The 26,066-nt window shown below is 56.2% G+C and carries 19 protein-coding genes and 4 pseudogenes; 15 read left to right on the forward strand and 8 right to left on the reverse strand.

Going from position 1 to position 26,066, the window contains the following annotated elements:
* Nucleotides 1-27 precede the first annotated feature (27 nt).
* A pseudogene (locus AC2FEE_RS07300) lies at nucleotides 28-669 on the forward strand (IS6 family transposase); the annotation flags it as partial.
* Nucleotides 670-787: 118 nt separating this feature from the next.
* On the opposite strand, the gene AC2FEE_RS07305 reads toward AC2FEE_RS07300, so the two are convergent.
* Nucleotides 788-1,498: an aspartate/glutamate racemase family protein gene (locus AC2FEE_RS07305; RefSeq protein ID WP_496864083.1), complete on the reverse strand. Its 711-nt coding sequence runs from the start codon at nucleotides 1,496-1,498 to the stop codon at nucleotides 788-790.
* Entirely contained in the window at nucleotides 1,495-2,199 is a 705-nt protein-coding gene (locus AC2FEE_RS07310; RefSeq protein ID WP_496864085.1) for a GntR family transcriptional regulator, read from the reverse strand. The genes AC2FEE_RS07305 and AC2FEE_RS07310 overlap by 4 nt, the downstream gene beginning before the upstream one ends.
* Before the next feature lie 112 nt (nucleotides 2,200-2,311).
* On the opposite strand from AC2FEE_RS07310, the gene AC2FEE_RS07315 reads away from it, so the two are divergent.
* Nucleotides 2,312-4,006 carry a thiamine pyrophosphate-binding protein gene (locus AC2FEE_RS07315; protein WP_496864087.1) on the forward strand — a complete coding sequence of 565 codons (1,695 nt, stop codon included), beginning with the start codon at nucleotides 2,312-2,314 and terminating at the stop codon, nucleotides 4,004-4,006.
* Here the strand turns inward: AC2FEE_RS07315 and AC2FEE_RS07320 are convergent.
* Nucleotides 3,967-4,887, reverse strand: coding sequence for a LysR family transcriptional regulator (locus AC2FEE_RS07320; protein ID WP_496864088.1), 921 nt, complete (start codon nucleotides 4,885-4,887; stop codon nucleotides 3,967-3,969). The genes AC2FEE_RS07315 and AC2FEE_RS07320 overlap by 40 nt on opposite strands.
* Nucleotides 4,888-4,983: 96 nt before the next feature.
* Here AC2FEE_RS07320 and AC2FEE_RS07325 point away from each other — a divergent pair, with 96 nt between their 5' ends.
* From AC2FEE_RS07325 to AC2FEE_RS07355, 7 genes and pseudogenes are all read left to right on the forward strand, one after another.
* The gene (locus tag AC2FEE_RS07325; protein ID WP_496864089.1) at nucleotides 4,984-6,117 is read left to right on the forward strand and encodes an enolase C-terminal domain-like protein; all 1,134 of its coding nucleotides are present in this window, start codon (nucleotides 4,984-4,986) and stop codon (nucleotides 6,115-6,117) included.
* Entirely contained in the window at nucleotides 6,114-7,364 is a 1,251-nt protein-coding gene (locus AC2FEE_RS07330) for an NAD(P)/FAD-dependent oxidoreductase (RefSeq protein ID WP_496864090.1), read from the forward strand. The genes AC2FEE_RS07325 and AC2FEE_RS07330 overlap by 4 nt, the downstream gene beginning before the upstream one ends.
* A gap of 50 nt (nucleotides 7,365-7,414) precedes the next feature.
* Nucleotides 7,415-8,392 carry a TRAP transporter substrate-binding protein gene (locus AC2FEE_RS07335; protein ID WP_496864091.1) on the forward strand — a complete coding sequence of 326 codons (978 nt, stop codon included), beginning with the start codon at nucleotides 7,415-7,417 and terminating at the stop codon, nucleotides 8,390-8,392.
* Nucleotides 8,393-8,457: 65 nt separating this feature from the next.
* Nucleotides 8,458-8,991 carry a TRAP transporter small permease gene (locus tag AC2FEE_RS07340; RefSeq protein WP_496864092.1) on the forward strand — a complete coding sequence of 178 codons (534 nt, stop codon included), beginning with the start codon at nucleotides 8,458-8,460 and terminating at the stop codon, nucleotides 8,989-8,991.
* A 4-nt stretch (nucleotides 8,992-8,995) separates the two neighbouring features.
* Entirely contained in the window at nucleotides 8,996-10,309 is a 1,314-nt protein-coding gene (locus AC2FEE_RS07345; protein WP_496864094.1) for a TRAP transporter large permease, read from the forward strand.
* A 9-nt stretch (nucleotides 10,310-10,318) separates the two neighbouring features.
* Entirely contained in the window at nucleotides 10,319-11,236 is a 918-nt protein-coding gene (locus tag AC2FEE_RS07350) for a hypothetical protein (protein WP_496864096.1), read from the forward strand.
* A gap of 324 nt (nucleotides 11,237-11,560) precedes the next feature.
* Nucleotides 11,561-12,205: pseudogene (locus tag AC2FEE_RS07355) on the forward strand (IS6 family transposase).
* Nucleotides 12,206-12,310: 105 nt separating this feature from the next.
* Here AC2FEE_RS07355 and lpdA read toward each other — a convergent pair.
* From lpdA to AC2FEE_RS07380, 5 genes are read right to left on the reverse strand one after another with little or no spacing between them, the layout of a single operon-like run.
* Complete coding sequence (gene lpdA / locus AC2FEE_RS07360; RefSeq protein ID WP_496864097.1) at nucleotides 12,311-13,672, reverse strand: dihydrolipoyl dehydrogenase; 1,362 nt, start codon at nucleotides 13,670-13,672, stop codon at nucleotides 12,311-12,313.
* Nucleotides 13,673-14,929: a dihydrolipoamide acetyltransferase family protein gene (locus AC2FEE_RS07365; RefSeq protein WP_496864098.1), complete on the reverse strand. Its 1,257-nt coding sequence runs from the start codon at nucleotides 14,927-14,929 to the stop codon at nucleotides 13,673-13,675.
* A gap of 3 nt (nucleotides 14,930-14,932) precedes the next feature.
* Complete coding sequence (locus AC2FEE_RS07370) at nucleotides 14,933-15,946, reverse strand: alpha-ketoacid dehydrogenase subunit beta (RefSeq protein ID WP_496864100.1); 1,014 nt, start codon at nucleotides 15,944-15,946, stop codon at nucleotides 14,933-14,935.
* Nucleotides 15,947-15,949: 3 nt separating this feature from the next.
* The gene (locus AC2FEE_RS07375) at nucleotides 15,950-17,185 is read right to left on the reverse strand and encodes a 3-methyl-2-oxobutanoate dehydrogenase (2-methylpropanoyl-transferring) subunit alpha (protein ID WP_496864101.1); all 1,236 of its coding nucleotides are present in this window, start codon (nucleotides 17,183-17,185) and stop codon (nucleotides 15,950-15,952) included.
* The gene (locus AC2FEE_RS07380) at nucleotides 17,182-18,255 is read right to left on the reverse strand and encodes a Leu/Phe/Val dehydrogenase (protein ID WP_496864102.1); all 1,074 of its coding nucleotides are present in this window, start codon (nucleotides 18,253-18,255) and stop codon (nucleotides 17,182-17,184) included. Before AC2FEE_RS07380 ends, AC2FEE_RS07375 begins: the two co-directional genes overlap by 4 nt.
* A gap of 152 nt (nucleotides 18,256-18,407) precedes the next feature.
* On the opposite strand from AC2FEE_RS07380, the gene AC2FEE_RS07385 reads away from it, so the two are divergent.
* From AC2FEE_RS07385 to AC2FEE_RS07410, 6 genes and pseudogenes are all read left to right on the forward strand, one after another.
* Nucleotides 18,408-18,875: an Lrp/AsnC family transcriptional regulator gene (locus AC2FEE_RS07385; protein ID WP_480596374.1), complete on the forward strand. Its 468-nt coding sequence runs from the start codon at nucleotides 18,408-18,410 to the stop codon at nucleotides 18,873-18,875.
* A 368-nt stretch (nucleotides 18,876-19,243) separates the two neighbouring features.
* Nucleotides 19,244-19,946 (forward strand): annotated as a pseudogene (locus tag AC2FEE_RS07390) (DDE-type integrase/transposase/recombinase); the annotation flags it as partial.
* Between the two features lie 375 nt (nucleotides 19,947-20,321).
* Nucleotides 20,322-22,205 carry an SLC13 family permease gene (locus AC2FEE_RS07395; protein ID WP_496864103.1) on the forward strand — a complete coding sequence of 628 codons (1,884 nt, stop codon included), beginning with the start codon at nucleotides 20,322-20,324 and terminating at the stop codon, nucleotides 22,203-22,205.
* A 76-nt stretch (nucleotides 22,206-22,281) separates the two neighbouring features.
* Nucleotides 22,282-22,458 (forward strand): annotated as a pseudogene (locus AC2FEE_RS07400) (IS6 family transposase); the annotation flags it as partial.
* Nucleotides 22,459-23,366: 908 nt separating this feature from the next.
* On the forward strand, nucleotides 23,367-24,839 hold the full coding sequence (gene nhaC / locus AC2FEE_RS07405; protein WP_496864104.1) for a Na+/H+ antiporter NhaC: 1,473 nt from the start codon (nucleotides 23,367-23,369) through the stop codon (nucleotides 24,837-24,839).
* Nucleotides 24,840-24,911: 72 nt separating this feature from the next.
* Entirely contained in the window at nucleotides 24,912-25,928 is a 1,017-nt protein-coding gene (locus tag AC2FEE_RS07410) for a GlxA family transcriptional regulator (RefSeq protein WP_496864106.1), read from the forward strand.
* The last annotated feature ends 138 nt before the right edge of the window (nucleotides 25,929-26,066 follow it).

Genomic DNA, 26,066 nt, shown 5'->3' on the forward strand with positions numbered 1-26,066 from the left:
AGTCCCGAGATAATCCGTTTGGTGGTGATGCTGTACGTTCGGTTCCCATTGTCGCTTTGAAACGTGGAAGATCTGTTGCACGAGCGTGGGATCGAAGTGAGCCATGAGATTGTTCGATATTGGTGGAACCGCTTCGCTCCGATGTTCGCGTCAGAGATCCGACGAAGGCGAGTTCAGCAATTGCGAGCATACTCGAAATGGAAGTGGCACTTCGACGAGGTCTTTGTGAAGGTGAATGGCAAGCGACATTATCTTTGGCGGACTGTGGATCACGAATGTGAGGTGCTGGAAGCAGTTGTCACGAAACGCCGAAACAATGCTGCAGCACTGAAACTTCTCAGGAAATTGATGAAACGACACGGCACAGCGAACGAAATGGTCACGGATCACTTCGCATCTTTTCGGACCGCGCTCAGAGAACTGGGTGCAATGGAGAAGCAGAAAACGGGCAGGTGGCTCAATAATCGCATTGAGAATGCGCACCTGCCGTTCCGACGAAGAAAACTCGCGATACAGTGTTTCAGGCGCATGCGAAGTTTGCAGAAATTCGCTGCAGTGCACTCTTCCGTTTACAACGACATCAATCAGGAAAGATCACTTACCAGTCGAGACACCTTCAAGCCGAAACGGTCCGCCGCTCTAGCCGAGTGGCGAGAACTTGGCGCGGCCTATAGGGCGGCTTTACTGGCCGAGCGGAGACTGGTTCGGTCTTGTCGGACAGCACCCATCGAAAAGAAGGTAACAAAGACCTTAGAAGTAGGTGCGCCTCTGGATAATTGGCCAACTGTTAATAAGCTGGCGGTGTCAGCCCCGCCTGGAACCAATTGACAAGCGTCACCATGGAAAAGACCGGCAGTCTCGTCGCCTGCTGAATATCCACCGCGTAGGGGCACATATTTGTGCATTCCAGAACAATCGCACCCAGCTCGGGGTGGTTTGCCTGCAGCGCGAGAGCTGCCTCGATATTGTCTAAGCGGGCATTGTCCAAATCAAGCGACACCTCGTTTTCAAGAATGGCTCGAGTAAACTCGCGGCCACCTTCGGTGGTGCCGATCGGGGTGTTTTGTGGTACGTACGCAGCCTGCATGTGATCCTGAGTAAGCGTGGATGCCGAGATGGTCAGGACCCCGGCACGCTTGCCCGCTGGAAGCGTGCGGTTCACCATTTCGACTTGCATGAGCGAGGATGTGACGACCGGTACCGGTACGGCCTCGGACAGTTCTTTTTGGAACAGGGAAAGAAACCCGCAATTGGTGGCAATTCCGTCCACTCCATCCTTGACCAGATCCTGGGCCGCTTCGATGAACGCATCCAGCATGCCCTCGGCCTTATGGCGAACGACCCGGTCGGGTGAGGCATCACGGACAATGCGATACAGTACTGGGAATGGCCATGTCTGCGCATTGCCCATATCGCCGGGGATACGGGGAAATCTTGCGTCCAGCATGAGGATGCCGACCGATGCACCGTAAATGGATTTTCCGCCCTGTGCGATCATGCCTGCGCCTCTTCGATTAGGCGGGTCGAAATGACTTCGGACCCTTCCATGTAAATGCTGGAGATGCCGCGACGCACGGCGTCCTGCACTTGATCCATCCGCTTGGTGATATGAGCGCCCAATACACGCACCGCCTCGTCTGCGTTGCGGTCCAAAAGGGCCTGCATGATCTGTTTGTGCTCGTCTTTTGAGCGATGAAGCCGATCCATGCTCATCGATATCCAGCGTATATAGCGGATGCGTTCGTTGATGCGGGTCAGGGTCTGCAGCAGTTCCGCGTTGCCGGACAGTTTTGCTATGCCCAGATGGAATGCCTCGTCTCGGCTGACGGCTTCCTCGACAGTCAGACCGGTGATGTCGATCCCCGTCGCAAAGAGCTCTTCCCGTAGTGCCCCGAGGTCTTCGTCCGAGGCCTTTGTACAGGCGGCGCGCACCGCAGCCGCCTCGATGATCTGGCGCAGTTCGAACAGGTCGAAAACGCTCTGGGCATCCAGCGGGCGGCAGAAAAACCCTTGGCGGGGGCGGAAGTCAAACAACCGTTCCGCCACCAGTCGGTTCAATGCTTCACGAAGGGGCGTGCGACTGACACCCAGCTCCTTGGAAAGAGCGACTTCGTTCAGACGATCACCGGGGCGCAGGCGGAAAGAGATCGCCATCGCCTTGACCTGATCATAAATGTCATCGACGCGCGGACCCGCCATTTTTTCAGCCTCATTAATTGCGAGTCACAGGTGCCACAGTCGGTTCTTGAAATCAATATACAAAACTGTATACAGTTTTGTGTGCAATTACTGCGTAAAGGAATCACGAGCCATGACGGGGACGAATTATTTGACTGGGGCCGAGGCAATGGTGCGTATGCTCGAGGCACATGGCGTAAAGCATATGTTTGGCTTGTGCGGCGATACCACGCTGCCCTTCTATGACGCGATGGCGCGGATGGATCATGGCATTCAGCACATTCTGACCCGTGATGAACGGCACGCGGCCTATATGGCGGATGGTTATGCGCGCGTAACCGGCAAACCGGGCGTTTGCGAAGGGCCTTCTGGTGGCGGCGCGACCTATATCCTGCCGGGGGTGGTCGAGGCCAACGAAAGTTCGGTGCCGATTTTGGCGATCACCTCGGATGTGGCGACGACCAGCAGAGGGAAATACCCTTTGACCGAACTGGACCAACCTGGGTTGTTCCGGCCTCTTGCCAAGTGGAATGCCTCGCTGGACGATGCGGCACGGCTGCCGGCAATGGTGCGGGCTGCGTTCCGGGCGATGACAACCGGTACACCCGGTGCGACCCATCTGGCGCTGCCGTTTGATACGCAAAAAGCCCAGGTGGACGAGGCCGAGATCTGGGCCGATGCGCGGCACCGCAGTTACCCGGCAGAACGGGCCGGACCTGATCTGGATGCGATTGAAGCTGCGGCAGAGATACTGGCAAAAGCAAAATCCGCCGTGGCAGTTTGTGGCGGTGGACCGGTCTTGTCCGGGGCCGAAGGCGCTTTGCATCGCGTCGCGGGTTTGCTGGACATGCCAGTGGCCACAACGGTTTCGGGGCAGGGTTCCATCGCCGAGACCGACCCGCTTGCCTTGGGGGTCGTCGGGTCGAACGGAGGTGTTCCCGCGACCCGCGCCGTGATCGATCAGGCAGACGTGGTCCTGTTCATCGGATGCCGCGCCGGGTCGGTAACTACAGAACGATGGAGGAGCCCGGGTCGTAACACCACCATCATCCACATCGACAGTGACCCGATGGTGATTGGTGCGAACTATCAGACCGAAGTGGCCATCTGCGCCGATGCTCGTCTGGCCCTTGAGGCTCTGGCCGAAGCGCTAGAAGCGCGGCAGGACCTGCCAAGCCTCGGTGGAGCAGTTAAGGCCCACGCAGCGTGGGAGGCCAAGATGGCCGCGTTCGCTCCGCTTGCCGCAAGCCGTGAGACTCCGATCCGGCCTGAGGCTGTCATGGCCTCACTGATGGATATTCTCGACGATGATGCGATTGTTGTCGCCGACCCTGGAACACCTTGCCCTTATTTCAGTGCGCATTATCGCTGGCCCAAACCTGGGCGGCACTTCATCACCAACCGTGCGCATGGGGCGTTGGGGTATTCGCTGGGTGCGGCGATGGGCGCGCATGTGGGTTGCCCGTCCGTCAAGACACTGTCTGTCATGGGTGATGGGTCGTTCGGGTTTACCTGCGGCGAGTTCGAAACCATGGTGCGGCACAAGATGCCAATCACCTCAATCGTATTCTCGAATTCGGTTTTTGGTTGGATCAAGGCCGGGCAGGATTCCGGTTTCGGCCAGCGGTACTATAACGTCGATTTCAACCGCACTGACCACGCAGCGGTTGCGTCCGCCTTTGGGGTCAAATCATGGACAGTCAAAGACCCCGAGGACCTGCCCAAAGTACTGAAACAAGCCGTCGAACATGACGGTCCCACGCTGGTGGATATCCACTCGCAACAACTTCACGAGGCAACAGCGCCAGTTTCGGAATGGGTTGCGTAAGAGGCGATGGAGGGAGTTAGCTGAGCCAAAAACTCCTGGGCGATGGTCGAAAGGGGCCTACCCTTGGCGGTGATGATAGCAAGGTCCAGCATTACTGCGGGCCGGAAGGGGCGGGTTTGATATCCGCTCTCTCCGTCAAAGTTGACAGTAAACGGATCTATCATCGCGACGCCCATACCCTGCTTTACGAAACTTAGCAGATTCTCGGATAGATGCGTGTGAATCTGAGTTCGCCATGTGCACCCGGCGCTATGAAAAATGTCACGGGTTCTGCGGTGGGTCTGGTGCTCGGGGCCCATGACGATGAAGGGCTCGTTTTCCAGAACCTCCGGCGTCAGTACGTCGTGTTTTGCAAGTGGGCTGTCTTCGGGAAAGGTTGCCAGCGTTTCGAATTGAAATACCTGATAGTTCAGCGTGTCGTGCAGGATCGGCATCTCGACAATACCGATCTCAAAAAGGCCCGAGATCACCCATTCCTGAATCTTCGACGAGTATTGCGACTGAAAGCTGACCGCCAGATTGGGGCGACTCTTGGCAAATCGCGCGATTTCTCGAGGCATGAATCCGAACGAGAGCAAATGAGGGGCAGCGACCTGTAACTGACCCGGGTGCTTGTTCTGCAGGTCCGTCACAGCCTGCGCTACATGGTCCAGCCCGCGCACCACTGTGTCGACTTCGTGATAGAGCAACTCGGCCTCAGGCGTTGGCAGTAGGCGGCCCCTGTTTCGTTCAAACAGCGGCAACCGCGCCTCACGTTCAAGCTGTGCCAGAAGGTTGCTGATCCCCGGTTGCGAGATGCCCAGTACCGAGGCCGCACCGGTCACGGTTCCGGTCTCCATTATGGCGTGGAATGCCTGTAGTTGGCGAAACCTCAGGGGCATCTGATGGTATCACTTTTTCTGATGAACTCTCAAATATATAGTATTTGAAATGATATGCTGGTCAAGGCAGGCTTCTTTTCGTCAACAGGGGATGAAATGAGCGATCTGAACCAGAAAATCATTGGGTTTGATCTGTGGCACCTGAAACTGCCAGTCACGTCGCGCCGGGACCACGGAATTGGCTCTGTGGAGGGCACCTGCGAGGTTGTCGTCCTGCGGTTAACGGCGGAGGACGGATCAGAAGGGTTCGGAGAGGCATCGCCGTGGTCGGTGTTCACCGGCACGCCCGAAGCCAGCTATGCAGCGCTGGATCGTTATCTGCGACCGCTCGTTGTGGGGGCAACAATTGGTAATCGCGCAGCCATCATGGCACGCGCGGCGAACGCCGTAGCGCATTGCACCGAAGCCAAAGCGGCGTTGGAAACCGCTCTTCTGGATCTCACCGGCCGAGTTTCTGGTGTTCCGGTCTGGTCTCTGCTGGGTGGTCGCTGCCGCGACGCTATTCCACTCAGCTGTTCCATTGCGAACCCTGCGTTTGCACAGGATATCGATCTCCTGTCTCGGCTGAAGGAGGATGGAGTTCGGATCGTAAAGCTCAAGACCGGGTTCAAGGATCATGCATTCGACATAATGCGACTGGAGCACATTGCACTGAACTATCCGGAATTCTCGGTACGGGTAGACTATAACCAAGGGCTCGATATCGAAGAAGCTCCGGCACAGGTGCGAGATGCGGCCCAGTTTAATCCGGATTTTATCGAACAACCAGTGCGCGCGCATCATTACAGTATGATGGCAAGCCTGCGGCAGATGGTCGATGTGCCACTGTTGGCTGATGAAAGCGTCTTTGGCCCCGAAGATATGGAGCGCGCCGCGCGTGAGGGGATTTGCGACGGCGTATCAGTGAAGATCATGAAATCCGGCGGACTAATACGCGGCCAAACGGTCGCCCGTATGGCAGCGGCGCATGGTCTGATGGCCTATGGCGGTGACATGTTCGAGGCCGGTCTTGCGCATCTGGCGGGTACCCACATGATCGCGGCGACCCCTGAAATCACGCTTGGATGCGAGTTCTATCAGGCCTCGTATTTCCTGCAGGAGGATATTCTGGAAGAGCCATTTCAGATCAATAACGGCCAAGTTGTCGTCCCTACAGGGCCCGGGTTGGGCGGCAGGCCAGATGTGGCAAAGCTGAATCGTTATGCCACAGCCAAGGCCGTGGCGGTATGAGCGAGAAAAAGACCATAGCCATTATCGGCGCCGGTATCGTGGGCGTCTCTGCAGCGGTCTGGCTGCAGCGTGACAGTCACGATGTGATCCTGATCGACAAGGCCGGGCCGGGTGAAGGAGCCTCGCACGGTAATGGCGGGGTTCTGGCCTCCTGTTCCATCGTGCCAGTGACAGTTCCCGGCCTTTTGGGCAAAGCACCAAAGATGTTGTTCAACTCGTCTCAGCCTCTGTTCCTGAAATGGGGATACCTGCCCAAGCTGATCCCGTGGCTGAAGAATTACTTAAGCCATGCAAACGCTGATGACGTCGCGCGGATTGCTGCGGCCCTTGCGCCCATAGTTGGCGATAGCTTGAACGATCACAAGGCTCTGGCTTCTGGCACAGCTGCGGAAAAGTGGATCGTACCGTCAGATTACCTGTTCCTTTACAATGATCGCACCCAATTCGAAGAAGATGCCTTCGGCTGGAACATTCGGCGCAAGCACGGGTTTGAGTGGGACGAATTGGAAGGCAAGGCTTTCCATGACTACGACCCGGTCTTCAGCCCGGACATCGGTTTCGCCGCCAAATTGTCTGAGCATGGACATATCACGGATCCCGGGCGCTATGTGAAGGACTTGGCCACACATGTTGAGGCGAACGGAGGCCGGGTGATCCGCGCCTGTGTCGAAGATGTCGTGCGTGAAAAGGGCCGCGTCACGGGTGTGCGTGCGAATGGGGAAACCATCCCCTGCGACACAGCCATCATTACGGCAGGAGTTTGGTCTGGGCCTTTGGCAAAACGGTTGGGTATTTCTGTCCCACTTGAAAGCGAACGAGGCTATCATCTTGAATTGGTGGCCCCTTCTGCAATGCCGCGCAGCCCGGTTATGGTCGCGTCGGGCAAGTTTGTTGCCACGCCTATGGACGGGCGGATACGCTTGGCGGGAATTGTAGAGTTCGGAGGGTTGGATGCTCCGCCCTCGCGCGCACCGTTCGAGTTGATGCGCAAGAATGCGCGGGCGGCTCTTCCGGGTGTGACATGGAAGGAGGAAGTGGAATGGATGGGGCACAGGCCGGCGCCGGCAGACTCGATCCCGATCATCGGCGATGTTCCGGGGATCGACGGCGCGTTCATGGGGTTTGGTCACCATCATATCGGTCTGACGGGCGGACCAAAAACTGGGCGTCTTCTGGCGCAGATGATCGCGGGCAGAACCCCGAACGCCGATATGAGCGTCTACGCACCCTCACGTTTCGCAACATAAAAATAGGCTGATGATAAAATGGCAGCTCAATACTCAATAGGGAGAATGTGATGAAAAAACTAACGAATCTTCTGACGGCGACGGCCCTTACGGCCGCCTCAGCCGCACCTGCGCTAGCCGAGAAGTGGGACATGCCGATGGCCTATGCCGCGTCAAATTTCCACTCGGCCACGGGCGCGGAATTCGCCAAATGCGTGACCACCGGCACCGGTGGTGAGATCGAAATTGTTACGCATCCCTCGGGCTCGTTGTTCAAAGGCGCCGACATCAAGCGCGCGATTCAGACCGGACAGGCCCCGATTGGTGAGCGCCTGCTGTCCGGCCACCAGAATGAAAACGCGTTGTTCGGGTTTGACTCGATCCCGTTCCTGGCCACGTCCTTCGATGACAGCGAAAAGTTGTGGCAAGCCGCCAAACCCTCGCTTGAAAAGCTGCTGGCCGAACAGAACCTGACCCTGCTCTATGCTGTGCCGTGGCCGCCGCAAGGGCTGTACTTCAAGAATGAGGTGAACTCGGTCGCCGATATGGAAGGCATAAAATTCCGTTCTTATAACAACGCTACCTCGCGTCTGGCCGAGCTGACGGGGATGCTGCCGGTGACCATCGAAGCAGCGGAAATCAGTCAGGCATTCGCCACCGGAGTTGCAGACTCGATGGTGTCTTCGGGTTCGACTGGCTATGACCGCAAGGTATGGGAAAGCCTGAACTATTTCTATGAGGTCGACGCGTGGTTGCCGCGTAATTACGTGATGGTGAACTCCGACATTTGGTCCGGCGTATCCGACGCCAACAAAAACGTCGTCAAAGCTTGCGCGGAACTGGCTGAATACGCCGGTAACTGGCGGGCCAAGGAATACACCGGCTTTACGCTACAAGGTCTGCGCGATGGTGGAATGACTGTTGGCCCTGCGTCCGATCAGATGGTTCAGGAACTGAAAGAAATCGGCGTCACCATGACCAATGAATGGCTGGAAGCCGCGGGGGATGAGGGCAAGGCCATCGTCGATGCATTCAATTCGTCGCAGTAACTGCATGCGGGCGGCGGGTTTTTCGCCGCCCTTAACCTATCCAATCAAAACGTAACGGGGACGGTATGGCAGTATTGCGAGGGCTTCGGTCCGTACTGGATTTCATATACTTGGCAGCAGGAGTTCTGGCGTCGCTCAGCCTGATTGCCATTTTGTTGCTGATCGTGGTGCAGATGCTGGCGCGCTGGACCGGAGAAGTCTTTCCCGGCGCACCTGATTATGCCGGGTACGCGATGGCAGCTGCCTCGTTCCTTGCTTTTGCCAATGCGCTAAACCGGGGCAGCCACATCCGTGTTTCAATCCTGCTGAACGCAGTTCCGGAAGGCGTGCGTCGTATCGTTGAAATCTGGTGTTTTGCCATCGGCTCTGCGGTTATGTGGTACTTCTGCTGGTACGCATATTGCTTCGTCTACTGGAGCTGGAAGTTCAATGATATCAGCCAGGGGCAGGACAAAACCGCGCTTTGGATTCCGCAATCCACCATGCTGATCGGTGCCGTGATCCTTGCTATCGCTCTAACCGATCACCTGATCCACGTCGTCTTCAAGGGCGATCACCGCATCGTCCGAGATCTGGCCGATCAGAGCCACGGGGAATAAGAGCATGGAAAACCTGTCCGTCATTATCCTCTTCCTCTTTGTCCTCTTTACGCTTTTGGGCACCGGTGTTTGGGTCGGCCTGGCCCTGATGGGCGTTGCCTGGGTCGGGATGGAGTTGTTCACAACCCGCCCCGTAGGCGACGTGATGATCACCACCATCTGGTCCGCGTCCTCGTCCTGGACTCTGACAGCGCTGCCGATGTTCATCTGGATGGGTGAGATTCTCTATCGAACGCGATTGTCCGAGGACATGTTCAAGGGTCTTTCCCCTTGGATGGCTCCGCTACCCGGCGGACTGGTGCATACAAATATTGTAGGTTGCACGGTATTCGCTGCCGTCTCGGGCTCTTCCGCTGCCACCCTGACCACGGTCGGCAAGATGTCGATCCCCGAACTGCGTAAGCGAAATTACCCCGAGCGTATGATCATTGGCACTCTAACGGGGGCGGCCACTCTCGGCCTAATGATCCCGCCATCTCTGACGTTGATCGTCTATGGCGTTACGATCAATGAATCGATCACCAAGCTGTTTTTTGCAGGTATCCTGCCGGGCCTCGTGCTGGCCGCGATGTTCATGGGATATGTCGCGATCTATTCCAAGTTTGGCAAAGACTGGAATCCGAACCGGGAGAGTAAGCTGACCTTTTCTGAAAAGCTCAAGAACTCTCGTTTTCTGTTGCCTGTTATCCTGCTGATCGTGGTTGTGATTGGTTCGATGTATCTCGGCTATGCCACCGCGACCGAGGCTGCTGCCTTTGGCGTGATCGGAGGATTGCTGTTGGCCGCAGGGCAAGGGTCACTGACATGGAAAACCTTCACTGAAAGTCTGATGGGCGCTACTCGAACTAGTGCGATGATTGCGCTGATCCTTGCGGGCGCGGCGTTCCTGTCGCTTTCGATGGGCTTCACCGGCCTTCCACGCGGGTTGGCCGACCTGATCGCCGGGTGGGAACTGACCAGATTCGAACTGCTGATGGTTCTGCTGGTGTTCTACATCGTTTTGGGTTGTTTCCTTGACGGAATTTCCTCGGTTGTACTGACCATGGCGGTGGTTGAACCGATGATCCGCGATGCCGGGATTGATCTGATCTGGTTCGGTATCTTCATCGTCGTCGTTGTCGAGATGGCACAGATCACACCGCCGATTGGGTTCAACCTGTTCGTGATGCAGGGAATGACCAACCATGAGATGAGCTATATCGCCCGCGCCGCGATCCCGATGTTCATGATCATGGTGCTGATGGTTTTCATCCTGATCTGGTTCCCGGACCTCGCTACGTGGTTGCCTGAAAACCTGCGCGGGACTCCGGGCGGGTAAGGTGGCGCAGTGAAACTGCTGCTCTGGGCGGCGCGTAATGGCCCTTACGTTCTGGTTTCTGGACTGGTCGTGGGGTTGCTGCTGCCCGGGCTGGCCGAACCAATGCGGCCTTTGCTCCCGCCTCTAGTTGTACTTCTGTTGTTCGTGACCATTCTACGGATGGAGCCAGCGACCATTCTGGGATCTTTGGCGGATCTGCGTCAGGTCACAACAACGGTTCTCGGGTTTCAGGTTCTAATACCACTTGCCGTTCTCGCTATAGCGATTGCAGGGGGATGGACGGGAACGGCGGTCATTCTGTCACTGCTGATCATGACCGCTGCGCCCTCGATCTCAGGCAGTCCGAACCTTTGTATGATGATGGGGTATCCCGCTGAACACGCGATGCGCCTGGTTGTGGTCGGGACAGCCGCGTTGCCCCTGACGGCTCTGCCAGTTTTCTGGCTTATGCCTGAGCTTGGTGACTTTTCGGCGGTCCTGAAGGCTGCGTTAAAGTTGTTTCTGACGATTTCTGTCGTCACGCTTGTTGCCGTCGGGCTTCGCAAGACCGTTCTAAGCAATCCATCGCAAACAACGTTGTTGAAACTTGAAGGGTTGGCTGCGATCACGTTGGCAGTTTTTGTCATAGGCCTGATGCCGTCGGTCAGCACAACAGCGTTGAACGATCCGTGGCTTGCCGGGTTCTGGATTGCCTTCGCTTGTTTCTTGAATTTTGCCGCTCAGATCGCCACCTTTCGACTTACACGCAATCGCTTGCCTCCGGTCCAAGCGACTGCTGTGTCCCTGATCGCCGGAAATCGCAACATCGCGCTGTTCTTCGTAGCTTTGCCGCCTGAGGTCACGGCGCCGATCATGGTGTTTATCGGGGCCTATCAGATTCCGATGTACCTGACGCCTCTGATCATGCGCCGGATGTACTGTCAGTGATCATATGGCGCGTATCGCTAAGCCCGCCCACAGCGACTCGAAGCAACGGGATGAACATGACCAGAAAGTAACGGGAAAGAGAAACGGCATAACTCTACCCGAGCAGAGAAAACCGGTAACTTTGCGACACATTGGGTCTTGCCAAACAAATTGGCTTTGTACGCTCTAACACGCCAAGTACCTTGTTGGCCGTTCTGTATGGTCGGAACCCTCACTGGGTGACTTGTCAGGAGAACTTGCCTTGAGGCGGGCAGGGGGCATTCGCAGCTCCAGATCATTGGTAAATGATCGCCATTCAAGTACTTCGAAACCAGTCCTCAGGCCATTCGTCTTGCTGTGATGCTGTCCGATCGTTTCCCACTGTCGCTTCGAAACGTCGAACACTTTCTGCATCAGTGTGGCATTGAACTGAGTCACGAGACGGTGCGCTACTGGTGGATCCGTTTCGGCCGATGTCTGCGTCGGAAATCCGCAGAAAGCGGGTCCAGCATTTTAGGGCATGCTCAAGATCGAGTTGGCATGTTGTCGAAGTGTTTGTGAAGATCAGGGGCGAACAGCACTACCTGTGGCGCGCCGTTGATCACAAGGGCGAGGCGTTCGATGCAGTGGACCTCAATGCGCCGAAAGAAGTGGGTGGCATTGAAATTCCCCATAAAACTGATGAGGCGCCACGGTAATGCTGGTGAAATCGTTTCGCGTCATATCGCGCCGCACTCAGAGAGCTTGGTGCCAGTGAAAAACAACAGACGAGCAGGCGGCTCAATAATCGAGTTGAGAATTCACACTTGCCGTTCCCGCGACCAGAACGCGATGCCGCGTTTCAGGAACACGCGTAGCCTGGGGAAATTCGCTGCAGTGCATTCTGCCGTCTACAACCGCTTCATCCAGGAAAGATTACTCACCAGTCGAGACACCTTCAGGCTGACACGGTCCGCCGCTGTAGCCGAGTGGCTTGAAATTGGCCTTTAGGGCAGTTCTACTGGCCGAGCGGAGGCTGGTTCGAATTTGTCGGGCAGCACCAAGTCAGAAGAGATAAGCCCGACCGAAGGCGAACTGACCGAGTTTCCGCCTGGTTCAGATATGCAGGGCCTGACCCAAAGCCTTCAGGCAGGCTTCCTGCAAGCCTTCGGACTGGGTTGGGTGGGCGTGGATGGTTGTGCCGATGTCCTCGAGGCAGGCACCCATTTCGATGGCAATCGAGAACGCAGCCGACAGCTCCGACATCTGCGTGCCGACAGCCTGAATGCCCACAACGGCATGGTCGCTTTCGCGCCAGACCACGCGGACAAATCCGTCTTTACGTTCGCATGTCATGGCCCGGCCATTTGCTGCCAGCGGAAAATCGGCGGTCTTTGTGCCGTCAATCTCGCCGGGCAGAGCGCCACAGGTGACGATCTCGGGATCTGTGAAACAGACTGCAGGGATCGCGCGTTTGTCCCACTCGACAGTGTGACCCGCGATGTGTTCGGCAACCATTTCGCCCTGCGCCATGGCGCGATGCGCGAGCATGGGTTCGCCTGTGACGTCCCCGATTGCATAGATGCCCCGCATCGAGCTCTGACAGGTCTCGTCGATCTGAATGAACGGCCCGTCCATGGTTAGCGACAGTTCTTCGACCCCAATGCCTTGGGTGCGCGGGCGACGTCCAACTGTCACTAGTACCTTGTCGGCGACAACATCGCCCTGGTCCGTGGCCAAAACGCCATCGGCAAAACCCCGTGCTCTGGTGTCGGTCATGACCGAGACATTCAGGGCCGACAGACGTTTAGCCACCGGTGCGGTCAGCGGTTTGTCATAGGTGGGTAGAATACTGGCTTCGGCCTCTACAACCGTGACCTTGGTGCCCAGTTTGGCAAAGGCCGTGCCCAGTTCCAACCCTATGTATCCGCCGCCAACAACGGCGAGGCTTGAAGGTACGTCACGCAGCGCCAGCGCCTCGGTCGAGGACAGGATATCGCCGCCAAATGGCAGGAAGGGGAGTTCGACCGGGGCCGAACCCGACGCGATGACGATGTATTCAGCAGTGATTTCACGGCTCTCGCCATCAGTATCGCTGACCAACACGGTCTTTCCATCCAGAAACCGGGCGCAGCCCGACACGAACCTGACGCCTGCCTTTTTCATCAGACCCGAGACACCGGTATTCAGCCGTTTGACGATACCGTCTTTCCAGGCGACGGTCTTGGCGAGGTCGATTTTCGGGGCAGCAACTGTGATGCCCAGCGGGCCGTCATTCATAGCCGTGATCCGATGAAACTCGTCTGCTGCGTGGATCAGCGCCTTGGAGGGGATGCAGCCCACATTCAAACAGGTGCCGCCGGGCTTGGCCTCGTCCACAACGATCGTGTCGATACCCAACTGGCCTGCACGAATGGCACAGACATAACCACCGGGACCAGCGCCGATGATGAGCAACTTGCATTTCAGGTCTGACATTCAGCCCTCCACGAACAGCATGGCCGGGGTTTCCAGCAGGGATTTCAGTTTCTGCACGAAGACAGCCGCATCCCAGCCGTCGACCACCCGGTGATCGAAACTGCACGAGATGTTCATCATCTTGCGCGGCTGGAACTGCTGGCCATCCCAAACCGGGCGGATCTGCATCTTGTTGACACCCACTATGGCTACCTCGGGATGATTGATGATCGGCGTGGTGGCCAACGCGCCCAGCGGCCCGAGCGAGGTTATGGTGATGGTACCGCCCTGCAATTCCTCGCGCTTGATCGTGCCCTCGCGGGCAGCTTCGGCAAGGCGGGTCAGCTCAGCGGCATTGTCCCACAGGCTGCCCGCTTCCGCGTGGCGGATCACAGGCACGTTCAGCCCGTTTGGCGTTTGAGTAGCGATACCCACATGCACGCCACCATGACGATGGATAATGCCGGCCTCATCATCGAAACGCGCGTTCAATCCGGGCTGTTCGCGCACCGCTTCAACAATTGCGCGCATCAGAAACGGCAGCATGGTCAGCTTGGGCCTGTCGTTCTTGTGCTTGTCGTTTAACGCCACCCGCAGGGCGTCGAGCGCCTCAATTTCGACCTCTTCTACAATGGTGATATGCGGGATCTGGCGCTTCGAAAGCTGCATTTTTTCAGCGATCTTGCGGCGCATGCCGATGACGCGCACCTCTTCGATGCCGGTATTGGCGCCACGGATGACCTGACCCTGCTGAATGCCGCCTGAGGCTATCCATTGGTCCAGATCGCTGTGGCTGATCCGCGAGGCCGGGCCGGACCCCGGCACCTGGCGCAAGTCGATCCCTTCTTCACGCGCACGGGCGCGTACCGAGGGTGAGGCCAGCGGCTTGGTGCCTTGGGCGCGCGCAACTGCGGGCGCGGTCCGCTCGGGTGGCTTTACGGGTTCAGGCTTGGGCTCGACCTTCGGCTCTGGCTCAGGTTCCGGCTCAACATCGGTCGCCTCAGCCACGGCAGGCGCGTCGCCTTCGTTGCCTTCTCCGTCGACCTCGATGCGGATCAGAGTGGCACCAACGGCCATCAACTCGCCGATCTCCGCACCCAGTTCCAGAACCTTGCCATCAACGGATGATGGAACTTCGACCGCAGCCTTGTCGGTCATCACCACAGCCAGAATATCGTCTTCCCTGACGATATCGCCGGGCTTGACCTGCCATTCGGTCAACTCGGCTTCGGCGATACCTTCGCCGATGTCTGGAAGGCGGATGATATGTACGCCCATGGACTAGTCCTCCATGACAGTTTTGAGGGCTTCACCCACTCGCGTGGGGCCCGGGAAATACTGCCATTCCTGGGCATGCGGATAAGGTGTGTCCCAACCGGTGACCCGGATAATGGGCGCTTCGAGGTGATAGAAGCATTCCTCTTGCACAAGGCTCAGCAGCTCGGCGCCAAAGCCGCAGGTGCGCGTGGCTTCATGCACGATCACGCAACGGCCGGTCTTTTTGACTGAGGTGGTGATCGTGTCCAGATCCAATGGCATGAGTGTCCGCAGGTCGATCACCTCGGCGTCAATGCCGGTTTCCTTTGCCGCGGCCTCGGCCACGTAAACCATGGTCCCGTAGGCCAGCACGGTTACATCCGCCCCCTCGCGGGTGACCTTGGCCTTTCCCAGAGGTACGATTTCGTCGCCATCGGAAACATCGCCCTTGGCATGTTTTTTCCAGGTTGTCAGCGGCTTGTCGTGGTGCCCGTCAAACGGCCCATTATAAAGCCGCTTGGGCTCCAGAAAGATTACCGGATCAGGGTCGGCAATCGAGGCAAGCAAAAGCCCTTTGGCGTCCACGGGGTTAGACGGCATCACCACCTTTAGGCCCGACACATGGGTGAACAACGCCTCTGGACTCTGACTGTGGGTCTGGCCACCAAAAATACCGCCGCCTGTGGGCATGCGGATGACAAGCGGGCAGGTGAAATCGGCGTTCGAGCGGTGGCGCAAACGCGCGGCCTCGCTCACGATCTGGTCGTAGGCGGGATAAACATAATCGGCGAACTGAATCTCGATTACCGGTTTCAAACCATAGGCGGCCATACCGATTGCGGTGCCGACGATACCGCTTTCATTGATCGGCGCATCGAAACAGCGGCTCTTGCCGTATTTCTCCTGCAAGCCAGCGGTGCAGCGGAATACGCCACCGAAGAACCCCACATCCTCACCGAACACCACCACTCGGTCGTCGGCACCCATGGCCACGTCATGGGCATCGCGAATGGCTTCGATCATTGTCATTTGGGTCATTTCTTAATACCCCGCTTGCTGGCGCTGCCGGACCAAGTGCGGCGGCATCGTTTCATAGACGCCCTCGAACATGTCGCGGGGCGATGGTGCTTTACCGTCGCCCAGAGTGCCGACACTTTCGGCCTTTTTCTGCGTCGCAATGACCTCATCCATGATTTCGGCCTCAGCCTGTGTATGGCGCTCGTCGGACCATTCGCCGATCGTGATCAGATGCTGTTTCAGCCGCTCAATCGGATCGCCCAGCGGCCAGGCGCTGGCTTCCTCACCCGATCGGTAGGCCGAGGGATCGTCCGACGAAGAATGCCCGCCCGCGCGGTAAGTCACATGCTCAATCAGGGTCGGGCCCAGCCCGCGGCGCGCGCGTTCGGCGGCCCATTTGGCGACTGCGTGAACGGCCAGATAGTCGTTGCCATCGACGCGAAGCGAGGGAATGCCGAACCCATGACCGCGTGCGGCAAATGTGCCAACGCCACCCCGGGCGATCCCCTGAAAGGTCGAGATGGCCCATTGGTTGTTGACGATGTTCAGGACCACCGGCGCCGTGTAGGTGGAGGCAAACACCATCGCCGCGTGAAAATCGCTTTCCGCGGTTGAACCGTCGCCGATCCAGCCAGCGGCAATCTTGGTATCCCCCGAAATGGCCGAAGCCATGGCCCAGCCGACCGATTGCACGAATTGAGTGCCCAGATTTCCTGAGATCGAAAAGAACCCGTGTTCCTTCGAGGTGTACATGATCGGCAACTGCCGCCCGTGCAGCGGGTCATTGGCGTTGGAATAAATCTGGTTCATCATCGTCAGCATCGGGTAGTCCACTGCAACTAGCAGGCCGGCCTGACGATATGTCGGAAAGTTCATGTCTCCGGGGCGCAATGCACGCGCGAAGGCACAGCTGATCGCCTCTTCACCCAGATGCTGCATATAGAAACTTGTCTTGCCCTGACGCTGTGCCATCAGCATGCGTTTGTCAAAGGCCCGCAGAGTCAGCATATGGCGCAATCCGGTTCGTAACTCATCAGGTGTCAACGCGCCTGCCCAGTCGCCAACTGCCTGCCCCTCTTTGTTCAATACCCGCACAATCGAAAAGGCCATGTCACGAATGTCATCCGCGGCCACGTCGACCGGCGGTCGGGGGACTTCACCAGCGCGGGGGATCTCGAAATCCGAGAAATCCGGCGTATCGCCTGGTCGGCAGCCCGGTTCAGGTACGTTCAGCGACAGCGGCTTGGGTGTATCGCTCATGCTGCCCCCTCCTGTCGGTGGTCACTGGCGCTATTCAGAACGTCATCGACAATCTGATCGGCGACCCGTGTGGTCGAATGACCGGTGCGTTTCGAAGTTTCGAGGATTTCGGCAATACGTGTCGCCACCTCCTTGAGCCTGGCTTGACGATATGCCTCACCTGCCTTGTGGATTTCGCCAGCCACGCTGATGATGCCGCCTGCATTGACCACATAATCGGGCAGGTAGCGAATTCCACGCGCGCCAAGGGTCTCGGCAACGGTATCTTCGGCCAACTGGTTGTTGGCCGCGCCACAGACCAGACGCGCCGTCAGTTTCCGCGCGGTGTCATGGGTCAGAATGCCACCCAAAGCACAGGGCGCGAAAATGTCCATCTGTGCGTCAAAGACCTGATCCACGGGGCAGATATCCGCACGCAATTGGTCGCGGGCCAAGTCCAATGCGGCCTGATTGATGTCTGATACGATCAGCGACGCACCCGCTGCATGCAATTTTTCCGCCAAGCTCATGCCTACATTGCCCAGACCCTGAACCAGCACGCGGCGCCCGGTCAGATCGTCGCTCCCGAACACGTCCTTTGCGCCAACCTTCAGGCACTGGAATACGCCTTCTGCGGTAAAGGGCGACGGGTCACCGCTGCCATGCTCGCCCCCTTCAAGGCCAACCGCGAATTCCGTTTCCTCAGCTACAATCTGTATGTCTTCGGGTGAGAAACCCACATCTTCTGCTGTATAATACTGTCCTTCCAGCGCATCGATCGCGCGGCCAAAAGCGCGCAACATTGCCGGGGTTTTGTCTTCGAGGGCATTGCCGATGATCACCGATTTGCCACCGCCCAGCCCGAGCCCGGCCATGACGTTCTTGGCCGTCATGCCGCGTGCCAACCGCAACACGTCTTCACGAGCATCTTCCCGGCTGTCATAAGCCCACATTCGGCAACCCCCGGCCGCCGGGCCGCAAACTGTCGAATGCAAACAGATATAAGCCTGTAACCCGCTATCGGCATCCTCAGCAAAGATCAGGCGCTCATATCCGGGTGGCGGGGTTTCTTCCGTGATGATCAGGGGCATGGTTTCTCTGTTTGTTAGCATGGCAGGGCGTAATCACGTCGATCCGTCAGGATCATTTCTTCCAGCCTATTATCCTGCGCTGGGTTGAAAAACCGCTTTTCCAGAGTATTCTGAGCCAACCTTGGTGGATCACGCTACGATATGAAGGATTCATGGTGCCTTACACTACTGATCAAGTAGATCGAGAGATTCTTCGCGCACTGCAAGAAGACGGGCGCATGTCATTGGTCCAACTGTCGGAACGCATCGGCTTGTCTGCCACACCTTGCAAACGCCGATTGGCGCGACTTGAGGAATCCGGGCTTATTTCGGGTTACAGCGCCCGCATCGACCGTAAAACGGCGGGCTTTCCGATCACGGCGTTCGTCTCGGTCGAACTCGAGAGGCAGGACGCAGAGAAAGTGGCCGACTTCCAGCGCCAGGTCGCGCTGTTTGACGAGGTGGTGACCGGAACGTTGATGACCGGCGCACAGGATTTCCTGTTGGAAGTTGCAGTCGAAAGCCTCGAGGAGTTTGAGACGTTCCTGCAAACAAAATTAATGCGGTTGCCGGGCTTACGCGTTGTACGTTCACGGTTCGCACTGCGTCAATTCATTAGCCGGGCGCGAATCCCGTATTGAAAGCCGGGCCCGTCAGATCCGGCTGCTCGACGGGACCAGGCATTATTGCTTCACTAGTAAAACTCACGGGTTAGTTTCCGAATTCGTGAGGTTCGAATTAACTTAAGCAACTCGTGGAGACATTGATGAACTTCTGCGCTCCGCAAACCCTTCTTGAGGATCCGGTTCGAGGAAACTTCAGTGCAGCGATTTCGGCAATCGTGAACAGCAGGAAAGGGTCGCTTCGATTTACTTGAGATTGGCGGAACCTAGTACTTTATTTAGCAACCGAGCAATGAGGCAAAAAGCTTGCGAGCGTTGGGAATTCGGAGCGGTTTTGTCAGAAGGGCTTGGCTTGTGGCGGGCAGGGGTGGGCGTAGCCTTCAACCATGACCAAACCAAGCCCGTTCAAGTATTTCATGACCAGCCCCGAGTTCATTCCTCTGGTCGTTATGCTGTATGCTCGGTTTCCTCTGGCGTTTCGCAATGTCGAAGACTTGCTGCATGATCGTGCATTAGATGTGAGCCATGAAACAGTGCGGTATCAGTGCAGTCGTTTCGGCCTAACGTTTGCTTCTGAAATTTGACGAAAACGAGTGCAGCAATTGCGGGTATACTCAAAGTGGAAGTGGCGTGTCGACGAAGTGTTTGTGGAGATCAACGTCGAACGGCACTACCTGTGGCACGCTCTTGATCACGAAGGCGAGTTTCTCGAAGCCGTGGCCTCAAAAAAACGCCGAAACAAGTGGGTTGCATTGATATTCTTCAAATTGATGAGGCGCCTCGGTACTGCAGGTGAAGTCGTATCAGATCGTTTCGCGTCAAATCGCGCCGCGTTCAGAGAGCTTGGCGCCAAGGAAAAAACAACAGACGGGCAGGCGGCTCAACAATCGAGTTGAGAATTCACACTTGCCGTTCCGACGAAGAGAAGGCGGAATGCGGCGTTTCAGGCACATGGGAAGTCAGCAGAAATTTACCGGAGTACACTCCTCCGTCTTCAACCATTCCTACCAGGAAAGATCTCTCACCAGTCGAGACACTTTCAAGCTGAAACGGTCCTCCGCTCTAGCCGAGTGGCGTCAACTTGGCGCGACCCGAAGGACAGCTCTATTGGCCTGGCTGAGACTGGTTCGAATTCGTCTGACAGTACCGTCTGCTTTGGATCAGTTGCGAAGCAGCATCCCGGCGCTTGGTCAATGTCCGCAAAATGCAGATCGCGCTGAGTTCGGTTCCGTCGTTTGCTTTGCATAAACCGGGTGGCGATTACTACACCTATCAAGACTGAAGCAGCTTCAGAAACTACTAACTCAGATCGCATCTTGTATTTGGATGGCAGTTCGCCAAAGTCGTCGGTCAAGTCTCGAAACTTTGTTTCGTTTTTATTGTGAAAAACGAAACATCATGACAGCGCGGGCGCGATAGTTTAGGTGTTCGCAATAACCAAAAAACAAAGTCTCGGTGAAATCCGTGGAACAAGTTGCCTTTACGTTTGAGATGGGTGTGGTTTGCGTATTGTTGGCCTTCACCGTCTTCCTGTTCGTTTCAGAAATTGTCAGAATTGACCTCTCCGCCATACTGGTTCTGGTCCTCGTCGGCCTTCTCAGCTACGCACCGGGGCTTGAGAATCTGGCGGATGTTAGGCATCTGTTCGATGGATTTGCTTCGAACGCTGTGATTTCTATCATCGCGGTCATGATCGTCGGCGCCGGTTTGGACAAAACTGGTATCATGAACAAAGTTGCTGCAGTAATTCTCAAATACGGTGGCACAGCTGAAAACCGGGTATTGCCGATCGTTTCGGGGACGGTCGGGGTTATTTCATCATTCATGCAGAATGTCGGGGCGGCTGCGTTGTTTCTGCCGGTCGTCAGCCGCATTTCCTCGAGGTCCGGAATTCCTCTATCCCGCCTACTGATGCCAATGGGGTTTTGCGCCATTCTTGGCGGCACGATGACAATGGTCGGTTCATCTCCGCTGATTCTGCTGAACGACCTGGTTCAAACTGCAAACGAGGGGCTGCCCGAAGGTCAGAAAATTGAACCTTTCGGCCTGTTCTCGGTGACGCCAATCGGTGCGGTCTTAATCCTGACAGGGATCGGGTACTTTCTGCTGTTGGGGCGCTGGGTACTGCCCGGAGATGCCGGATCTGAAAACACAGGCACAGGGCAGGGTACGCAGGAATACCTGCAACGGGTTTACGGGTTGCAGGCGGATGTTTTCGAGGTGATCGTGCCAGAAAAGAGCCCGCTGGTTGGGCAGATACTGGCTGACATCAACCACGAAAACCATCTCTACATAATATCAACATTTTACCGCGGTAAAACTTCTATGGTACAGGTCCTGACGGCTGAGATCGCTGCCCCGTGCAGGCTTGCCATCATAGGAAATCGCTTGGTTGTCGAGCAGTTTGCAGAGAAATTCGATCTGACTGTTCTTCCTGAACTGGATATCTTCGTCGAAGAGTTTGCGCCAACCAATGCCGGAATAGCCGAAGTCGTTGTGACACCTGACAGCAAGCTGATCGGGAAATGCCCCCGCGAGCTTTTGTTTCGCAAGACATACGGCATGTCACTGCTTGCTATTCACCGAGGAGAAGAAACGCTCAGCCATGTTGAGACTGAAACGCACGAGTCCACTCAGATCGGGCTCGAAGAATTTCACGCCGGCGACATGCTTGTCGCACATACAAGGTGGGACAACCTGATGCGGATCAAACGGGATCCTGATTTCGTGGTCGTGACAACGGATTTTCCGCAAGATGAACTGCGACCTCAGAAGGTCGGTTGGGCTTTGACCTTTTTTGCGATTTCGCTGTCGCTGATACTGTTCACCGACGTTCGCCTATCTCTTTGCCTTCTGACTGGCGCGGCAGGAATGATGCTGACGCGCGTACTCAGTGTAGATGAGGCGTATCGAGCGGTGGGATGGAACACGGTTTTTCTGCTGGCATGCCTCATACCGCTGGGACAAGCGGTGCAAAATACTGGTACTGCAGCGTGGATCGCCCAGCAAATCATGATCATTTTGAACGGTTGGCCCATTTGGGCGCTTCAAGCTGGCGTCGCGATACTGGCCACGGCGTTTTCACTGGTTATGTCAAATGTCGGAGCCACGGTCCTGCTTGTGCCCCTTGCCGTTTCAATTGCGGTAGCCGCTGGCGGTAATCCAGCCGTCTTTGCGCTTACAGTTGCGATTTCGACCTCGAACAGCTTCATCATACCCACCCATCAGGTAAACGCACTGATTATGGGGCCGGCGGGTTATAAGGTAATGGACTTTGTGCGATCCGGCGGCGTTATGACCATTCTGTTCCTGGTGGTTTCCCTGCTAATGCTCAATGTGATTTACTGATCATCCTGACCGGTCTTGCCAGAAGGCCTAGCCTTGAGGCGGGCAGAGTGCCTCGGCTGCCTTTAGGCATGACTAAATGATCGCCATTCAAAACTTCAGAACCAGCCCCGAGATTATCCGTCTAACGGTTATGCAGTGTATCAGGATTCTACTGTCGCATCGAAACGTGGAAGATTTTTTGCGCGAGCTTGGCATCGAAGTAATCCACGATACAGTGCGCTATTGGTGGAACCGTTTCGGCCCGATGTTTGCGTAGGATTTTTTTTGAAAGCGGGTCTAGCAATTGCGGACCTAGATCAACACACAGAGTCGATACCTGCTTTAGCCGTAGCTGCGAGTTTCGGATGAAAGTTGGCAAAGCAGCGCGGGTCACTCCCGCATCGAGGTCGAAATCCTCCCGCCAACGGTTTGGACGAGAAACCGGACTCACCCGACTTTTCGAACAGACAAGCCGATCTCTTTCGGCCGACGGTTACGAATAGCAATCGCTGCCTCCCAGTGCCCAATTCTCAGCACGTCTCCAGAGGAGCTGAACCGCGGCCTCACCGGTATTGAGACGTGGAGCTTGCCGAAAGCGCCGATCAAAACACTAGTAACGCAAGTTCCAGCCGAAATCCTAACCAATGGTGGCGAAGGGGAGAGGCTGCCTTCCGTGAAAGGCAAGACACATACTTCGATGCTTGCGACCTTTTCCAGCAAGCTTGCCCGCCCTTGGTCAGGTCATAGCGTCGAGGCAACTTGATCCCAAGATTGCGCTCAAGCTGGTTTAAACGCCGGCCCGGTGTTGGTGCACTCTAGCTGGTCTGTTCTGCTGCCGGACCGAGTCCACCTGTTCTGGTAACCGCAAGGGCAAGCCGCAGGTTATCCCGGTCAAATTCACGTTCACTCAAGAAGCGATGGTGATGGCGTTTTTTGAGGGGGCACATAGGAGACCCACAAATGGCACTTCTCGAAAACAAAATCCCCCCACTGGCGTGGGCTGCTGGCCAATCGGCAGAAAAGTGTACTGGGGCGAACAGTCGTTGGCTTTCACGCATTCATACGCCTCAATGTCGCAATTTCTAACAAGATGTGCGCTCTGATCGACAGCTTCGCGCTGCCAAACTTGGTTACTTCCCCAGATCATCACGGTTCCGGATCATTCCAAAGGAGGAGACCCATATGTCTGCGAAGGAAGACAATATACGTCAGCCCGGCTTAGTGCTGGCCCTTGTGCCAATAGTGCTGACCTTGTGTGTGCTTGGGCTGCAGCTGTTCTATTTCGGTGACTTTACGCCGCACATCCCCCTGGCCTTCGGGATCGCTATCACTGGCATCGTTGGCCTCATGTTGGGTCACAAATGGCCCAGCATCGAAGAAGGTGTGTTCCACGTCATCAATATCTCCCTGCCGTCGGTTTCGATACTGATCACGGTCGGTATGATCATCGGCGTGTGGATCGCAAGCGGCACCGTTCCGACGTTGATCTATTACGGTCTCAAGATATTGTCGCCCGAGCTTTTCCTTGCCGCGGGAATGATCCTTTGCTCCATTGTCTCTGTTTCATTGGGCACCTCGTGGGGAACGACCGGCACGGTCGGTCTCGCGCTGATGGGGATTGGTGCCGGGTTCGGCATTCCAATGTACTGGACAGCAGGGGCGGTGGTCTCTGGTGCGTTCTTTGGAGACAAAATCTCGCCTTTGTCTGACACGACAAACCTGGCCCCTGCCGTGACTGGAACCAATCTATTCGATCACATTCGGAATATGCTTCCTACGACGGTTCCTTCGATGCTGATTGCACTGGTGATCTACTTTGTTGTCGGCTTTACGCTGATCGACACGTCGCAGGTTTCGTTTGACCGTATTCACGCAATCACGACTGCTTTGGATGAAGCGTTCTGGATTTCGCCGATCATGCTGTTTCCGGCCGTTCTGGTCATCGTGCTGGCGGTAATGAAGCAACCTCCGATCCCGTCACTGTTTGCCGGGGCGGTTGCAGGCGGCATCATGGCCATCTTCTGTCAGGGGGCGGGGCTGCATGAGACGTTCACCTTCGCCAACAGCGGATATTCGATCGATACCGGGGTTCCGGAGATCGACCCCTTGCTGAACCGCGGAGGCATACAGTCTATGATGTGGACGATCTCGCTGGTGCTGCTGGCCCTTGGATTTGGCGGTGCGCTTGAACGTGTTGGTTGCCTTCAGGCAATCATCAAAGTGGTGATCTCGAAGGTGAAAACGTTTGCTGGTATACAGACCTCGGCTATCCTGACATCTGTTGCCACCAATACCGTTGCAGGTGATCCATATTTGTCAATCGCGCTGCCGGGCCGAATGTATGCACCGGTCTATCGCGCGATGGGCTATTCCCCGTTGAACTTATCGCGGGCAGTCGAGGAGGGCGGAACACTGGTATCCCCTCTGATCCCATGGAATGCAGGTGGCGCATTCGTGATCACTGCACTTGGTTTGGGTATTGCGGACGGGAACTTTGAAAACCTGTTGTATATTCCACTCGCATTTGCTTGCTGGTTGTCACCTGTCATCGGTATCATCTACGCAATGACAGGGCTCTTCTCGCCCAAAGCGAGTGAGGAAGAAATCCGCGCCTGGGAGGATAGCGGTGAGCCTGTTGCTCAGTTGAGCGCTTGACCGTTCTGCACCAACACCAAATCGGGTGTTGGTGCCCTTCATCAGCCTTGGTCGACACTGGGAGGAGAGAAAATGAACCCGAGGAACTTTGTCCCGAAGGGCGCGGCCAGCTATCGAATAGACTATGATGGATCGGCCAGGGAAATCTATTTCCTGTTGCTGCCAAAGCTAACCATGCTGGCCTTTAGCGCCGCAGTGGAACCGCTGAGGATCGCCAATCAGGTCACAAACAAAGAACTGTATAGGTGGTTTTTAATCACCGAAGACGGAAGTCCGGTTTCTTGTTCGAACGGAATCGAAATCATGCCGGACTTTGAACTGCAAAACCTCCCGCGATCCTCGCGCTTGTTTGTTTGCTCGGGCATCGAGCCGGCGGAAAGCACGAACTCCAAAGTACTTTCATGGATCAGTCGCCAAAAGGCATTTGGCTGCAAATTGGGTGGTATCTGCACCGGCGCTTTCGCTCTTGCCAAGGTAGGGGCTTTGTCTGACAAGGCATTCACTCTGCATTGGGAAAACCACCCCGCCTTTGCAGAGCATTTCGATGGCTTGGAACCATCGGCGAACCTTTATGAGATCGATGACGAGCTTATGACGTGCGGGGGTGGCAATGCCGCAACTGACATGATGTTGGACATGATCGAATCCGATTTCGGAAGCGAACTGGCGGTTATCGTTTCGGACATGTGCATCCACTTTCGGTCCAACAATAGTAAAACGCTTCAAAAATCAGCCTTCTCGGTAGCCTTGGGTAGTCGCAACCAGCACCTGATCAACGCGATGCAGATCATGCAAGAAAACCTGGAAGAGCCGTTGGATATCTCGGAAATAGCAGAAGCCGTACAGATATCCCGTCGTCAGCTGGAACGTCTCTTCCAAAAGTACGTCGAAACATCGCCTGTGCAGTTTTACATCGAACTGCGCGTTTCGAGGGCCTACGCATTACTCAGCGAAACCGAGATGGCCGTTGCAGAAATCGCGGCAGCCACAGGCTTTAGCAGCGCCACACAACTTACGGTGCGATTCAAGAAACGCTATGGTCAGGCGCCAATTTCATTTAGAAGGGCGTGGTCGGAAAGACGCGAATAAATTGCGCCTGAACAATCAGAAACTGAGACATACTGAACGTACCCCAGTACATTCTCAGAAGCCAACCAAGATCCGTATTGAATTCGCTGCGACGCGGCACTTTCAGTGTGGCAAATGTCCGCAATGGACCGTCTGTGA

This window comes from Ruegeria sp. YTSC199, assembly GCF_059609725.1.